12 protein-coding genes and 1 tRNA gene are annotated in these 14,222 nt (G+C 53.2%); 7 read left to right on the top strand and 6 right to left on the bottom strand.

Going from position 1 to position 14,222, the window contains the following annotated elements:
- Positions 1–38: 38 nt before the first annotated feature.
- Entirely contained in the window at positions 39–938 is a 900-nt protein-coding gene (locus ACFQ0F_RS09050; RefSeq protein WP_379071317.1) for an AEC family transporter, read from the bottom strand.
- 28 nt (positions 939–966) lie between these two features.
- Positions 967–1,043 (bottom strand) — tRNA-Arg (locus ACFQ0F_RS09045).
- Between the two features lie 214 nt (positions 1,044–1,257).
- Here ACFQ0F_RS09045 and ACFQ0F_RS09040 point away from each other — a divergent pair.
- Both ACFQ0F_RS09040 and ACFQ0F_RS09035 read left to right on the top strand, forming a co-directional pair.
- Entirely contained in the window at positions 1,258–2,781 is a 1,524-nt protein-coding gene (locus tag ACFQ0F_RS09040) for an OmpP1/FadL family transporter (protein ID WP_340676014.1), read from the top strand.
- A 119-nt stretch (positions 2,782–2,900) separates the two neighbouring features.
- Positions 2,901–3,362 carry a c-type cytochrome gene (locus ACFQ0F_RS09035; RefSeq protein ID WP_340676015.1) on the top strand — a complete coding sequence of 154 codons (462 nt, stop codon included), beginning with the start codon at positions 2,901–2,903 and terminating at the stop codon, positions 3,360–3,362.
- Between the two features lie 117 nt (positions 3,363–3,479).
- On the opposite strand, the gene rep is transcribed toward ACFQ0F_RS09035, so the two are convergent.
- Together rep and ACFQ0F_RS09025 are read right to left on the bottom strand one after the other, a co-directional pair.
- Positions 3,480–5,489: a DNA helicase Rep gene (gene rep, locus ACFQ0F_RS09030; RefSeq protein WP_340676016.1), complete on the bottom strand. Its 2,010-nt coding sequence runs from the start codon at positions 5,487–5,489 to the stop codon at positions 3,480–3,482.
- 113 nt (positions 5,490–5,602) lie between these two features.
- Positions 5,603–6,430: a metal-dependent hydrolase gene (locus tag ACFQ0F_RS09025; protein WP_379071313.1), complete on the bottom strand. Its 828-nt coding sequence runs from the start codon at positions 6,428–6,430 to the stop codon at positions 5,603–5,605.
- Between the two features lie 216 nt (positions 6,431–6,646).
- Between ACFQ0F_RS09025 and ACFQ0F_RS09020 the strand changes: the two genes are divergently transcribed.
- Genes ACFQ0F_RS09020 through ACFQ0F_RS09005 form a run of 4 tightly spaced genes read left to right on the top strand, consistent with a single transcriptional unit; the run spans position 6,647 to position 11,305 of the window.
- The gene (locus ACFQ0F_RS09020; RefSeq protein WP_379071310.1) at positions 6,647–7,915 is read left to right on the top strand and encodes an oxygenase MpaB family protein; all 1,269 of its coding nucleotides are present in this window, start codon (positions 6,647–6,649) and stop codon (positions 7,913–7,915) included.
- Positions 7,912–9,282 (top strand): cytochrome P450, encoded by a 1,371-nt coding sequence (locus ACFQ0F_RS09015; protein ID WP_379071308.1) that lies wholly within the window; start codon positions 7,912–7,914, stop codon positions 9,280–9,282. Before ACFQ0F_RS09020 ends, ACFQ0F_RS09015 begins: the two co-directional genes overlap by 4 nt.
- Entirely contained in the window at positions 9,279–10,109 is an 831-nt protein-coding gene (locus ACFQ0F_RS09010; protein WP_379071305.1) for an SDR family oxidoreductase, read from the top strand. Before ACFQ0F_RS09015 ends, ACFQ0F_RS09010 begins: the two co-directional genes overlap by 4 nt.
- Complete coding sequence (locus ACFQ0F_RS09005) at positions 10,109–11,305, top strand: acyl-CoA dehydrogenase family protein (protein WP_379071302.1); 1,197 nt, start codon at positions 10,109–10,111, stop codon at positions 11,303–11,305. The genes ACFQ0F_RS09010 and ACFQ0F_RS09005 overlap by 1 nt, the downstream gene beginning before the upstream one ends.
- Before the next feature lie 44 nt (positions 11,306–11,349).
- Here the strand turns inward: ACFQ0F_RS09005 and ACFQ0F_RS09000 are convergent, their stop codons facing one another.
- Positions 11,350–12,849: a YifB family Mg chelatase-like AAA ATPase gene (locus ACFQ0F_RS09000; protein ID WP_379071299.1), complete on the bottom strand. Its 1,500-nt coding sequence runs from the start codon at positions 12,847–12,849 to the stop codon at positions 11,350–11,352.
- A gap of 67 nt (positions 12,850–12,916) precedes the next feature.
- Positions 12,917–13,177 carry an accessory factor UbiK family protein gene (locus ACFQ0F_RS08995; protein WP_340676023.1) on the bottom strand — a complete coding sequence of 87 codons (261 nt, stop codon included), beginning with the start codon at positions 13,175–13,177 and terminating at the stop codon, positions 12,917–12,919.
- Between the two features lie 329 nt (positions 13,178–13,506).
- Here ACFQ0F_RS08995 and ACFQ0F_RS08990 point away from each other — a divergent pair, with 329 nt between their 5' ends.
- On the top strand, positions 13,507–14,217 hold the full coding sequence (locus ACFQ0F_RS08990) for a TorF family putative porin (RefSeq protein WP_340676024.1): 711 nt from the start codon (positions 13,507–13,509) through the stop codon (positions 14,215–14,217).
- The last annotated feature ends 5 nt before the right edge of the window (positions 14,218–14,222 follow it).

The following is a 14,222-nucleotide window of genomic DNA, read 5'->3' as shown; positions in this document are numbered from 1 at the left end:
ATGTATGGTTAAGGCAATAACATGGATGTTTTGAGCGCTTACGGCAGCAGTAAATGCCAGGCAGTGACGGTGAATAATGACATCACAATGCCGATGCCGAGAATGGCATTGGCGAGGTCTGGTTCTAGATCATTTTGGTCGGCAAGAATTGCGGCGGAGATCATCGGTGCCATGGCCGCCTGTAACACCGCAATGCTGAGCACATTGGCCGAAACGGCGAAGGCGCTACCGAGGCCGAGTATGGCTAAGGGCGCAAGCAGCAACTTCCAGCTTAGACCTATCATGACCGGCATGAGCTGGTATTTATATAGCGATAGCCGTAAGCGAAGGCCAACAGAAAATAGTGCTAGTGGCGTGAGCGTGGCGCCAATACGCGACAAGATGCTATCGATTTGATCTGGCCATCCACCTAGTTGCCCAACAATAAGCCCGATGATCAGTGCAATAAATGCTGGAAATAGCAGGATTTTTTTCGCAACGGCGGAGGCGCTAGTAGAAGCTCCGCCATAAACAGCAGTAACCAAGACGCCACCGACACTGAGCATGATAAAGCAGCCAAGTTGGTCGGCAACCACGCCGAAAGCCAAACCTTCGCGGCCGCGCAGGGCCTCGAGCATTGGGTAGCCAATGAATGAGGTATTGCCAAGCCCGCAGACCAAGATCAGTGCGCCGATGCGGGCGCGCGACCATCCTAGCCAGCTACCAATTAGCTGAAACACAATAGCCGCGCCAATAAACACCAGCCATTGCGAGATGACCAAATACCATAGATCGATATTGAAGCTTAGGCGTGGAATTAGCTCGAGCACGATGGCTGGCAGCGCGATTTGAATCACCCACCAGTTCAATGCCGGCGCCATATCTTTTGGCGGCGAGGCAAAGCGTGCGACTAAAAATCCGAGGAATAGGCAGCTAGGAATAAGCAGCAGAGAATCCATGAAAATACTCCACCGCTAGCAGGGGGAATGGTGCGCCCGGCGGGATTCGAACCCACGACCACCGGTTTCGGAAACCGATACTCTATCCAGCTGAGCTACGGGCGCGTAGATAGCAATAAGCCTTAAGCCTGCTGACTTAAGGCTGCGCATCATAACGATTGCTGCCGAATGCGTCCACGCTGGTGCGCGTGATTCCGCACTCTTATAGCGTTTACTTATTAGCTCATGGCATCAAAGTCTTTTACAAGGATAAGAAAATTGCTAATCATCCGCGACATTATGAATTCACGCGTCTTTTAGTCGCTGAGGGAAACACCAGATGAAACGAGTTATGGCGCTCGCACTGAGCTTAGTCAGCACGGCTGCATTTGCTACTAATGGCTATTTTGCTCACGGTTATAGCGCTTCGCAGCGCGCGCAGGGTGGTGCTGGTACGGCAACTAGCGATGACGCCTTAATCGCAACCATTAATCCCGCAGGCATTGGCCGCATTAAAAGCATGCGTTGGGATGCCAACCTCAGCTTGTTTGTGCCGCGCCGGCAATTTGAGGCTACCGAGCCAAATGCTAATGGTCTTGGCATTTTCGCTACCGATGCTGGCACAGTGAAAAGTAGTCACAATATTTTTGCTATCCCTGGTTTTGCCTTTGCTGCGCCAATTAACGAAACCTTGTCGGCAGGCTTTGCGCTCTATGGCAACGGTGGTCTGAACACGGTGTATAAGCAGAGTGAAAGCAATGCCACCTTTTTTGGTGTAAACACCGCGGTTGGAAATAATGCTGGCTTGGTCGGTTCACTGCTTAATGGCCTAGGCAACCCAATAGCTAATGTAGGAAATAGCGTTGTTAGTAGTCGTTGCCAGGGTGCCTTTGGCGGTGGTGCAGCACTTGCGAACAATCCTGATCTACTGGGCTTTTGCGGTAATGGCAATGGCACTGCATCAGTTGATTTGATTCAACTGTTTGTTGTGCCTACGCTAGCCATTAACGTAAATGAACGCCTATCTTTTGGCATCTCACCTATCTTTGCTGTGCAGCGATTTGAGGCCAAGGGTCTACAGGCATTTGCCGCATTTTCTAATGAGCCCGATAAAGTTACTGATAACGGCACCAGCTTTTCCTATGGCGGCGGTGGGCGTATCGGCATGCTTGCTACCATTGCACCGGGTTTAGATTTTGGTGCGTCTTGGCAGTCGCGTATCCACATGACGAAATTTAAGGAATACGCCGGCTTGTTTGCTGAGCAGGGCGATTTCGATATTCCGACAACTTGGAATCTTGGGCTGGCTTGGCAGCCATTACCGGCGCATCGATTCCTGCTCGATTATCAGCATATTTCGTTCAATGAGGTGGCTTCTGTTGGTCGACCGCTTAACCCGCAGGCCTTTGTTAGCGGTTGCGCTCTGCCAAGGCTGGCAGGTTCTAGTCAATCCAGTCCATCCTGCCTTGGTGCCGACACGGGCCCTGGCTTTGGCTGGCAAGACATGAGCATTTATAAGTTTGGTTATCAATACACGCAAGGTGACTGGAAATGGCGTGCGGGCTACAGCCAGCCTGACTCTCAACCCATTCCATCTAGCGAAGTAACATTAAATATGCTGGCGCCAGGCGTAGTGGAGCAGCATTACACACTGGGTGTGAACTGGCAGGCGACACCACGATGGGGTTACGATTTAAGCATGATGTATGCCGATGCTAAGCCAGTACGTGGTCGCAATCCGTTGAGCAATGTGCAGCTACTCCAGGGTGGTTTAATTAATGCGGGAATAGATGATGGTGACCAAGAAATTGCCCTCGATATGCGCCAGTATGAACTGACGCTTGGCATGAATTACACCTACTAAGTTATGTCCTGCACTTGTGCGGCAGAGCAGCAAAGGCTTTTGGCGCACAATGAATGCGGGTATACTTTTCCCGTTTCGGCAGCGCTGATGGCCTGCCGCTTTGCCCAAGTGAGGTTGACGTGAAAAAAATTGCATTGATGCTGGCTAGCGTTGGTTTGGTGTTGTCGATGGCAGCACAAGCGAAATCGACCAAAGATATTTCCGAATACCCTCTAGGTGAGCGTGGCTTATTTAGCGAGCGCGCGACTATTGAGCGCATCAATATGGCGGGCAAGGTGTGCTATGAGGGCGATCCATGCGCCGCTGCTGTTGCCGCTGCTCCTGCTGCTGCGACCGGCCCACGCTCTGGCGATGAAGTTGTTACTGCTGTCTGTGCCGCCTGCCATAGCGCTGGCCTGATGGGTGCGCCAGTGATTGGCAATAAAGGCCAGTGGGGTCCACGTATTGCCCAAGGCGCAGCGACTTTGCATAAGCACGGCATTGAAGGTATTCGCAGCATGCCACCGAAAGGCGGTTGTGGTACTTGCTCCGATGACGAGATCATTGCGGCAGTTGACGTGATGATTGCCAAGTCTAAATAAGCTTACGCTGCAATGAAAAAGCCGCCCATCGAGGCGGCTTTTTTGTGGCTGGAGTTTGCTTAAGCGGCACTGATGCGTGTTGTCGTGCCGCTTAAGCCGCGGCTACCTGCAGCGGCGCTAACCCAATAAGTCTCGCAAATTAGTCAAATGCGCGCGACCAATAGCCTGCTTTTGCTCGGTGCTGCGGCCACTGCTTTTACCTTCCCAGTCGAGATCGTCAGCTGGCAGCTCATCGAGAAAGCGGCTAGGTGTGGTGGCCATCATTTCGCCAGCCGATTTGCGCTTAGCAGAGTAAGTCAGCGTTAGCGTTTGCTTGGCGCGAGTGATGCCGACATACATCAAGCGCCGCTCTTCTTCGACAGTGTCGGCCTCAATACTGTTCCGATGCGGCAGCAAGTCTTCCTCTAGGCCGATTAAAAACACATGCGGAAACTCCAAGCCTTTAGCCGCGTGTAGCGTCATCAGCTGGACTTTGTCACTGTCATCTTCCTCAGCTTGCTGCTCTAAAAGATCGAGCAAAACCAATTTGCGAATTACCGCTTCGATATCGCGGTCTTCTTCATCTTCGGCTTTTTCCCAAAGCCGCTGCACCGAACTCAAGAAACTATTCACCGACTCCATGCGGCGTTCGGCCGCTTGCGGTGTGGCCGATTGCTCCAGTAAATAATCGTTGTAGTCGATGTCCAAGAGCATTTGTTTGATGTCATTGAGCGGTTCATTTCCGCCAATGATGGCGCGCGCGGTGCTGCCTATCCACGCCGAGAACTCTTGTAGGCGGGTCAATGCACGGTCGCCGACATGCAGGCCAAGGCCAAGCTCATCGCAGGCCAATAACATCGGGCATTCGCGCTGCTGTGAGTAGCTGCCGAGCTTCTCCAGCGTGGATGGGCCGATTTCGCGCTTTGGCGTATTAACGATGCGCAAAAATGCGTTGTCATCTTCGGGGTTAATGATCAGACGCAAATACGCCATGACATCTTTGATCTCTGAGCGCGCAAAAAACGATTGGCCGCCGGAAATTTTGTAAGGAATCTGGAACTCGCGCAGCTTGGTCTCCATCACGCGCGCTTGAAAATTGCCGCGATAGAGCACGGCATAATCGCGAAATTCGCAGCGCTGCATGACCTTATGATTGAGCAGCTCAGTCACCACTTTCTCGGCTTCGGCATCTTCTGTGGGGCATTGCACCACGCGGATGTTTGCGCCCATGCCGTGCTGGCTCCACAGGTTCTTCACAAACGTATGTGGGTTGTTGGCAATGACGGCGTTGGCGGCCTTTAAAATGCGACTGGTCGAGCGGTAGTTCTGCTCGAGCATAATGACTTTTAGCGCAGGATAATCATTTGCCAAATCCGCCAAGTTTTCTGGCCGTGCGCCACGCCAAGCGTAAATCGACTGGTCATCGTCGCCGACGGCGGTGAAGCAAGCGCGGCTGCCGACCAAGAGCTTGACCATCAAATACTGAGCAGAGTTGGTGTCTTGATATTCATCGACTAAGAGGTAATGCACTTTGTTCTGCCATTGCTCGCGCAAAGCATCGTTGTCGCGCAAAGCCAGTGTGGGGCGAACAATTAAGTCATCAAAATCGACGGCGTTGTAGGCGCGTAAATGGCGCTCGTAAGATTCATAAACCATGGCGGCAAAAAGATCGCCTTCGCTTTCGGCGCGGCTAACCGCTTCGGCCGGCGTCACCAAATCATTTTTAAAACTCGAGATTATGCTGCGCACCAGCTTGATTTTGTCGCTGGCATTTTCTTTATGCAGCAATTCGCCGAGCAGCGTGTTTGAGTCTTCAGCGTCAAATATTGAGAAATTCTTTTTCAGGCCAAATTGCTCGGGCGAGCGCTTGATCATGGTAAGGCCGAGGGTGTGAAAGGTCGACACGGTGAGGCCGCGTGCGATAGGGCCGCTGACTAATTTACCAGCGCGTTCTTTCATCTCACGTGCGGCTTTATTGGTGAAGGTCACCGCTAAAATTTTGCTCGCCGAGATTCCGCACTCATTGATCAAGTAGGCGATTTTTTGCGTGATCACCGAGGTTTTGCCAGAGCCGGCGCCGGCGAGCACCAACACGGGGCCGGAAATGGCTAAAACGGCTTCGCGTTGACGAGGATTAAGCTGATTCACACACACTTCCGAGCAGCTGGGCGGCGGGGCGATAGTGTAGTGGGCTGGGGCTGCTTATTCTACGCTTTGCTGTCGAAAGTGGCTGCGAGACTGGTTGGCATAGGTGACAGATATCACTCGATGCCGTAAACAGCCTTCCAGTGATTCATCGCGCGCGTGGTGTCGCGTTGCCAAGGGTGAAAGCTAGGTTTGTAGTAAGACAAATAGGCTTTGCCCATTTTGCGTAACCAACCGGGCTTAACGAATAGCTCTTTCAGGCCTTCGCGATGCATTTTCCAGTCGCGCTGAATGCCCCGAGCTTTGAGAAGTTGATAGGTGTGAAAGCTAGAGAAGAAGGCGAACTCGATGGAGTTGATCACCATTTGTGAGCTACGAATCCAGTAGCTGCCAACTTGTTCTTGGAAGACATCAAAGGCGACGGCTTTATGTTCGCTTTCTTCAATGGCATGCCAGTACCAGAGTGGCTTTACACGCTCATCCATAGGGCCGAAAAACTCAGGGTTTTCTAGCGCCAGCTCGGCGAGAATTGCGGTGAAATGCTCCAGCGCACAGGTCATCGCCAGCTGACGCTCGGGTGAAAGCTTGCGGCGCATAAACCTCATGCCTTTTTCCACGAACTCGTCGATCTCAGCCATTGGTAAGCCTTTGCGACCCATGAATGCGTTAAAAGCGGTGTGTTCGCGGCCATGGTGGGCTTCTTGGCCAATAAAGCCGCTGACTTGCTTGGCTAGATCGGGGCTAACGCGCTTTTGATAGTGACGCACGGAGTCGACAAAAAATCGCTCGCCCTCGGGGAACGTTGCCGACAGCGCTGTGAGTACCATGGTTTTGAATGGGCTGCCGCCAAACCAATCCATAGGAATACTGTCGTCGAAGACGAAGTCCATGCGCCGTGGTGTTGGGCGATTAACCTGGTTGAGGATCTTTGCTTGGGATGTCATGGCTAACTCACCATTTGTCGGTAATGCTTTAAATATACACGGTCGCAACAAATTGACAACCTCTCATGTCTGATCCATCGCCGCTGTATATTTAGAGCCTATGTGGCCCAATATTCAGCGTTTTTATTTGTGCTTGCGAGAGCTCATTGAAATGCGAATTGAATGCGAATAAGACTTCGCATTATGGTTGAGAACTTCCAATAGGCGAGTTAGGCCATGTCGATACCATCTGCGCCGAATACCGTACCGAGTCGCGTTCGTCCCTTTGCTAAAACGCAGCGGCCAACGCCGCTCTTTTTGCGCATGATGCTGGGCCGCCAATTAGCGCCCACACGCCCTGAATTTGATGCCGCCGTGGCGGATTTGCAGGCTGGTGATCCAGCCATGGATGCATTGCTGGACTGGATGCTGAGTTATGGCATGGGGCCAGCGCGTAAGCTTTTTGCGCAAGCCATTGCTAAAGGCGTCGATAGTATTGCTGATTGTCCCGAGCCATTACGCGTGTTTTTTGCGGTGCTCGAAGCCGAGCCGGAATGGCTAGATTGGGACTTGCTCAACGAGGGCATGGGTTTTATTCACGGCGCAGGCCTAACGGCATTGCAAGTCATGCGTGACTTAGCGCTCATGGGCGGCTATTTATTATCGGGCTTTAACCAAGCTTTAGTAATGACCGGTGCGCTAACGCGAGGCACGGCGCAGCGCGTGGGCGAAACTGGCAAATGGTGGATGGATTGCACTGAGCCAGATGGCCTTCGCCGCTTTGGCCCCGGCTTCGCCACCACACTGCAAGTACGCATGGTGCACGCCGTGGTGCGCCGCCAGCTCGATAAGCGCGCTGACTGGGAGCATTCGGTCTGGGGTCTGCCGTTAAATCAGATCGATATGGCGGCGACCTATTTGGGCTTTAGCGTGGTCATGCTCGGTGGCCTGCGCAAGCTTGGTGTGCAGGCAACGCCTCGTGAATCTCGCGGGGTGATGATGCTGTGGAGTTACGCCTGCTGGCTGATGGGTGTCGATGCACGTTGGCTGCGCTTTAACGAACGTGATGGTGCGGTGTTATTGCACGCGGCCTTGATGACGCAGAGCCCGCCAGACTGGACGAGTCGTGAGCTGGGCCTGGCCTTATCGAAAGAGCCATTGGAGCGGCATTTTTTAACGCAGGAGAATCTACGTCGCAAAGTGGCCTATCAAATTCATTTAAGCATTAGCCGCTATTTTTTGACCGCTGAGCAAATGCAGCAGCTTGGATTGCCTAGTAATATCAAACCGTGGTTTCCCTTACTGACATTGTTGCCACGCACTGTGCTGTATACAGGGCAGCGTTTGCGGCCCAGATGGCATGCGGCGCAGCAAGCGCGTGGGCGAAAATTACAAAAAATCGCCATGAAGCAAAGTCTTGGTCAGCGTCCAGCAGGAGTTGTTGATGCTGAGTTGGCTCATCAACGCAGTGCGGCTAAGCAGGCCGATATGAGTGCGGCTAAATGAGCTGGCTAGCTGAGCGGCGAGAGCGCCGTGACATGCTTTCGCGCATCCCTGAAGCTAAGGGCTTGCCGATCTTAGGGCAAACGCTGAACTTCTTTTTCCGACCAATCTCCAGCGGCATCGACATGCACTTACGCCATGGTCCTGTGGTGCGTGGTAAGGCATTAGGCATTAGTTCATTGGCCTTAAGTGGGCCCGATGCGCTCGCCTTTGTGCTGAAAAACGAAGGCAATGTCTTTTCCAGTGGCGAAGGGTGGACGCCATTTATTGGGCCATTTTTTACTCGCGGCATCATGCTGCTCGATGGCATGGAGCATCGCCAACATCGCGGCATTATGCAGGCGGCATTTAAGCGTCCGGCCATGGAGGCTTACCTCGAGGGCATGAATGAAGCGGTGCTTAATGGCATCGCGAATTGGCATCCGCGCCAACGTTTTAAGCTCTATCCAGCGTTGAAAGAGCTCACTTTAGATATCGCCACGCAAGTGTTTATGGGCGAGCAATTAGGCCCCGAGGCTGACCGAATTAACCATGCTTTTGTCGATTGCGTGCGTGCTGGCACGGCCTTGGTGCGCTTCCCTGTGCCGGGCGGGCGTTGGCACCGTGGTTTGCAGGCGCGGAAAGAACTGGAGCAGTTTTTTCGCCAGCGTATCGCCTCCAAGCGTGACAATTTAGGGCCAGATTTATTCAGCTATCTACTTAGTGCTGAGGATGAGGACGGCATTGGCTTTCAAGACCAAGATATCGTTAATCACATGATTTTCTTGATGATGGCTGCGCATGACACTAGCACCATCGCACTCAGCTCGATGAGTTACTACTTGGCACGATACCCAGAGTGGCAGGAGCGTCTACGTGAGGAAGCTCAAGCATTAGACAAAGACACGCTGAGCTATGACGACCTCGCGGCATTGCCACTCATGCAGCAGGTATTTTTCGAATCATTGCGGCTACTTTCACCGGTACACGTGCTACCGCGACGAACAAAGAAGGCCTGCCATTTTGCCGGCATGGATATTCCGGCGAAAACGTATGTGATTATCAGCCCTTTAGTTACGCATCATTTGCCACAGTATTGGCGCAATCCCGAGCTATTTGACCCTGAGCGCTTTAGTCCTGAGCGTGCCGAGCATAAAGGCCATCCGTATCAGTACGTGCCGTTTGGCGGCGGTGCGCATAAATGTATCGGCATGCACTTTGCTGAGATGGAAGTGAAGACCATTCTTTATCATTTGCTGCGGCGCTATCGCTGGTCAGTCGCCTCGGGCTATCGTATGCCGATCAATTTTACGTCATTGCCGACGCCAGCCGATGGCTTGCCGGTGCGGTGGCAAACATTAGAAACATCTGAGATGAGGAGTGCTGTATGAGCGCATGGCAGGGAAAAACGCTGTTTATGACGGGTGGAAGCCGTGGTATTGGACGTGAAATCGCGCTGCGCTTTGCCCGCGAAGGGGCCAATGTGGTCATCGCAGCAAAGACCGATCAACCGCATGCGCGCTTGCCCGGCACGGTGCATAGTGTGGCTGAGGAGATTAAAGCTGCAGGCGGGCAAGCGTTGGCATTAGTTGTCGACGCTCGTGATGAGGCGCAGCTGGTAGCCGCTATAGCGCAAACAATTGAGCATTTTGGCGGCATTGATGTGCTGGTGAACAATGCCGGGTTTATTGGTGTGACGCCGATCGCCGCGACGCAAACCAAGCATTACGACTTAATGCATGCGCTGAACTCGCGCGCACCTATGATTACCATGCGTGAATGCCTGCCGCACCTGCTTAAAAGTGGTGGTCAGGTGCTCAACCTATGCCCTCCAATAAACCTGGACCCGGGCTGGCTGGGTGCCTTCGCGCCGTATACGAGTACCAAATACGCCATGACTTTGTTAAGTCTCGGCTTCCAGCAAGAGGTCGCTAATCGTGGTGTGCAAGTCCGTACATTGTGGCCGGCAACCTTAATTGCTACCGCCGCAGTGGGCATGACCGCAGGTGAGGCAGGCCTAGCCATGGCACGCAAACCCGCCATCATGGCTGATGCTGCTTATGCGCTTTTAACTGAGGGTGAGCGCTTCGCAAATGAAGTCTGCTGGCTCGATGAAACCGCGCTACGCCATATTGGCGTTACTGAGTTAGATGGCTATGCCAACGATCCATCGCAAGCGGCAAACATTCAGCGCGACTTCTATGTCGGTACGTTTTAATGGACTTTACGCTTAGCCCCGAAGTCGAGGCGCTCCGCCAGCAAGTAGCTGATTTTGTCAGTCAAGAATTGCTGCCGTTGGAGTCGCAAAAAGGCTTTATGGATGCCCATGAAAACATCGACGAGACCGTGCTGGCGGGCTTACGTGTTAAGGCCAAGGCCGCTGGATTGTGGGCCTTTCAAATGCCCGAATCGCGCGGTGGCCGTGGTTTAAGTCACGTGGGCATGGCGGCAATTTACGAAGAGGCGGCGCGTTCGCCATTTGGGCCAGTAGTGTTTAACTGCGCCCCGCCTGATGACGGCAATATGCAGGTGCTGAATAAAGTGCTGAAAACCGAGGCGCTGAAGCAGCGTTGGTTGCAGCCAATTATCGATGGCAAAGTGCGCTCGGCTTTCGCCATGACCGAGCCGAAAGGCTGTGGCTCTGATCCATCTCTGACTTATACCAAGGCTGAAAAAATTGGTGATCAGTGGCGTATTACTGGCCGTAAATGGTTTATCACAGGTGCTGAGGGTGCGCAGATATTCATCTTGATTGCCCGCACCAGCGATGATGAGCGCAAAGGTCTGACTGCATTTTTATTCGATGCCGACTCGCCTGGTTGGCGCATTGAGCGGCGCATTACCATCATGGGCCCCGAGGAGCACGGCGGCCATTGTGAGCTGGTGTTTGACGGCCTGATGATTCCGGACGAGCAGCGCTTATTGGAAGTAGGCGATGGCCTCAAAGTCACGCAAATACGTTTGGGGCCAGCGCGCTTAACGCATTGCATGCGCTGGCTTGGGTTGAGCAAACGTTGCTTAGAAATTGCCGGCGCATATATCCGCCAGCGCCAAAGCTTCGGCATTACCTTGGCCGAGCATGAGGGCGTGCAATGGATGCTCGGCGCTGCCGCCATGGACATTCATATCGGTCGGTTGCTCACGATGAATGCTGCCTGGATGCTTGATCAAGGCGACTTTGCTCGCAAAGAAGTATCGATGGCAAAAGTGCATGTCGCAGATACATTACATAAGGCCGCCGATACTGCCATTCAGCTCTTGGGTGCACAGGGCTATTCGAAAGACACGTTGGTGGAATGGGTGTATCGCTACGCTCGCCAAGCGCGTTTGGTCGACGGCGCTAGCGAGATTCATAAAATGGTTCTGTCTCGTAGCTATTTAGCCGATGAGACTGAGTTTTTCCGCTGGCACTGAAGCAGGCATGCAGGCTATATAAATCATTATTAAGCCGGTAGCGCTTAGGTCGGGCGCTGACGATAGGTCAGTGCTTCGGCCACTATCGCCGCACTCACCACATCAGCTGCCTCTAGGTCGGCAATCGTTCGCGCCACGCGCAATACGCGATGATACGCCCGCGCCGACAGCGCCATCCGCTCGCCAACGCTTTGCAAAAACTCATTCGCTTTCACGTCTAGTTGCGTCTGCAGTCCCGCTGCCGGCAAGTTCGCATTTAACACATCACCTTGGCGCGCCGCTTGCCGTGCTCTAGCCGTCATCACACGCTTACGCACCACCGCACTGCACTCACTCGGCGCACTATTGGCCCGAAGCAATGTCAGTAGCACCGCATCAACACGAATAGATAAATCCAGCCGATCGAGCAATGGCCCAGATATGCGCCCAGCGTAGCGCGCCGTCTGCTCCGGTGTGCAGCGGCAGATGTCGGGTTTAGCGCCTTTATGGCCGCAAGGGCAGGGGTTCATCGCGGCGATCAGCTGAAACTGAGCGGGATAGCAGAGCTGATGTTTGGCGCGAGCAATCCATACCTCGCCGGACTCTAGTGGCTCGCGCAATGACTCCAGCACATGGCGGTCAAACTCTGGCAACTCATCGAGAAATAAAACGCCAGCATGAGCTAATGAAATCTCGCCGGGGCGCGGTATGCCGGAGCCACCACCGATCAGCGCTGGCCGTGTTGCACTGTGATGCGGCGCACGAAAAGGCGGCTGGCTAGAAAGTTCGCGCGGATGATTTATCAGTGAATGCAGTGCTGTGACTTGCAGCTGTCGCTCGCAGTTCAGCGGCGGCAAGATGCTCGGTAAACAGCTCGCCAGCAATGTTTTACCTGAGCCAGGCGGCCCATACAGCAGCAATGAGTGGCCACCAGCGGCAGCTATTTCCAGCGCTCGGCGAGCGCCAAACTGGCCTTTTACTTGGCTTAGGTCATGACGAAATACCGCATCATGTGAGATCACCGCAGGCAGAGACGCATGCTCGACCGCATCTTGCTGGCCGCGTAAAAACTCCACTACCGAGCTTAATGTGCCAGCTGAGAGTACTCGTGCCTCCGTGACTAGTCTTGCCTCCAATGCATTCGCTTGCGGAACTAATAAACGCTGGCCAGCCTGCAAGGACGCCAAACTATCAGACAAGACACCGCGCACCGCACGTAGGTCACCCGATAAGCCTAGCTCACCAACACAGCAGAGCTGATTCAACGCTGATTCAGGTAATTGCTGGCTAGCGGCTAAAATACCCAGTGCTATGGCTAAGTCAAAGCGTGCGCCTTCTTTTGGCAGCTCAGCCGGCGCAAGGTTGATGGTGATGCGTTGTTGCGGAAAGGTGAAGCCGCTATTAATGATGGCTGAGCGCACGCGATCTTTGCTTTCACGCACGCCGGCTTCCGGCATGCCGACCATCGCTAAGCCCGGTAGTCCGGCTGATAAATGCACTTCAATGCGCACCGCCGGCGATTGCAGGCCAACGCTGGCGCGGCTGTCGACACTGGCTAAGGCCATGGCGGCTCTCCATACCTATTATCAATAGGTATGGCTCAGCCATTGCCGTAGCGCTAGGTCGAGGACGTTATTTTTTTTCGAGGGCGGTGAGCTGTGCTTCGAGCTCACGCAGCTGAGCTTCTAGTGCGTCTACTTTGCTGCGCGTGCGAGCGAGCAAGGTTTGCTGGACATCGAACTCATCGCGAGTGAGCAAGTCCATCCGCGACAGGGCATCGCGCAATAAGCCTTTGAGCGTGCCTTCAAGCTCGCTACGGGCAGTCTGCAAGCTGCTCGGCAGGCGCTCGCCAAACTGTTGGCCGAGGCGATTAATTAAGGTTTCGTGTGCCATGGGTCTATCTCCTAATGTGTCGGAGTTTACTGCATGGCTAGGTGTGCTGACGAGCGCATGGCTATGCATCATTTTGATGCGCAGCGGTGCAACTAATAGGAGTAGCCACATCATTGCACCAATTTGGTGCTAGCCACGAAGTGGTAGATATGGCAAGTGTTTATGCCTATTTAGTGGCTACGACCTCAGTATTTATGCCGCTTTGGCGGTGCAAACTAAGCGCGTTGAGATGTGTTTTGTGAAGTTGGCACGGCAGCTGCAATGTTTATCGTGCACATCGTGGAATCAATACCGCGAGTCATCCTAAATAGAGTGAATGGAGTTTGACCATGAAACTGACCAAATTATCACATGCTGTTATCGCTGCTTCTTTAATGACTGTCGGCGCAATGGCTCACGCTGAAATTACTACTTCTGGTTCGGTGGCATTAACTAGCGACTACAAGTTCCGCGGTATTACACAAACATCTAATAGTGCAGCTATACAAGGCAGCTTGACTGCATCTCATGATAGCGGTGCTTACGCAACGGTGTGGGGCTCAAGCGTTGATGGCCTAGTTGGTGGTTCAGAAATGGACTTCATGCTTGGTTATGCTGGCGAATCTGGCGATATTTCTTACGATGTGGGCGTAATGCGTTATGCCTACCCAGGTGCTAATAGCGGCAATGCTGGTGGTGCTGAGCCTGATTACAATGAAGTTTATGGCTCTGTTGCAGCGTATGGCGCGAAGCTTGGTGTTGCTTACTCAGATGATTACTTTGCTGAGACAGGCAAGTTTAGCTATGTGTATGCATCTTATGGCACAGAGGTTAAAGGCTTCGGATTGGCGGCCTCAGTTGGTTACAACAAACTTTACGATAGCGGTCAGTTCTTTGCTGGTACAGATGATGACTACATTGACTACAAAGTTGCCGTTAGCAAAGAGATTGAGGGTATTGGCCTAGAAGTGGCTTACATCGGCACAGACTTTAGTGAGTCAGACTTACCTGGTCTGAGCATCGACGGCTCCTTCGTAGTCACCGCCTCAAAATCCTTCTAATCCCA

The sequence above is a fragment of the Paraperlucidibaca wandonensis genome (assembly GCF_042677145.1).
GTDB classification, from domain to species: Bacteria; Pseudomonadota; Gammaproteobacteria; order Pseudomonadales; family Moraxellaceae; genus Perlucidibaca; species Perlucidibaca wandonensis.
This window is presented reverse-complemented; position numbering and strand designations above follow the sequence as displayed.

What these genes read in the sequence shown, in the direction of transcription:
- ACFQ0F_RS09020 (WP_379071310.1), top strand. Translation starts at nt 6,647, where the DNA reads ATGTCGATACCATCTGCGCCGAATACCGTACCGAGTCGCGTTCGTCCC.
- ACFQ0F_RS09010 (WP_379071305.1), top strand. Translation starts at nt 9,279, where the DNA reads ATGAGCGCATGGCAGGGAAAAACGCTGTTTATGACGGGTGGAAGCCGT.
- ACFQ0F_RS09000 (WP_379071299.1), bottom strand. Translation starts at nt 12,849, where the DNA reads ATGGCCTTAGCCAGTGTCGACAGCCGCGCCAGCGTTGGCCTGCAATCG.
- ACFQ0F_RS09050 (WP_379071317.1), bottom strand. Translation starts at nt 938, where the DNA reads ATGGATTCTCTGCTGCTTATTCCTAGCTGCCTATTCCTCGGATTTTTA.
- ACFQ0F_RS08995 (WP_340676023.1), bottom strand. Translation starts at nt 13,177, where the DNA reads ATGGCACACGAAACCTTAATTAATCGCCTCGGCCAACAGTTTGGCGAG.
- ACFQ0F_RS09025 (WP_379071313.1), bottom strand. Translation starts at nt 6,430, where the DNA reads ATGACATCCCAAGCAAAGATCCTCAACCAGGTTAATCGCCCAACACCA.
- ACFQ0F_RS09005 (WP_379071302.1), top strand. Translation starts at nt 10,109, where the DNA reads ATGGACTTTACGCTTAGCCCCGAAGTCGAGGCGCTCCGCCAGCAAGTA.
- ACFQ0F_RS09015 (WP_379071308.1), top strand. Translation starts at nt 7,912, where the DNA reads ATGAGCTGGCTAGCTGAGCGGCGAGAGCGCCGTGACATGCTTTCGCGC.
- ACFQ0F_RS08990 (WP_340676024.1), top strand. Translation starts at nt 13,507, where the DNA reads ATGAAACTGACCAAATTATCACATGCTGTTATCGCTGCTTCTTTAATG.
- ACFQ0F_RS09040 (WP_340676014.1), top strand. Translation starts at nt 1,258, where the DNA reads ATGAAACGAGTTATGGCGCTCGCACTGAGCTTAGTCAGCACGGCTGCA.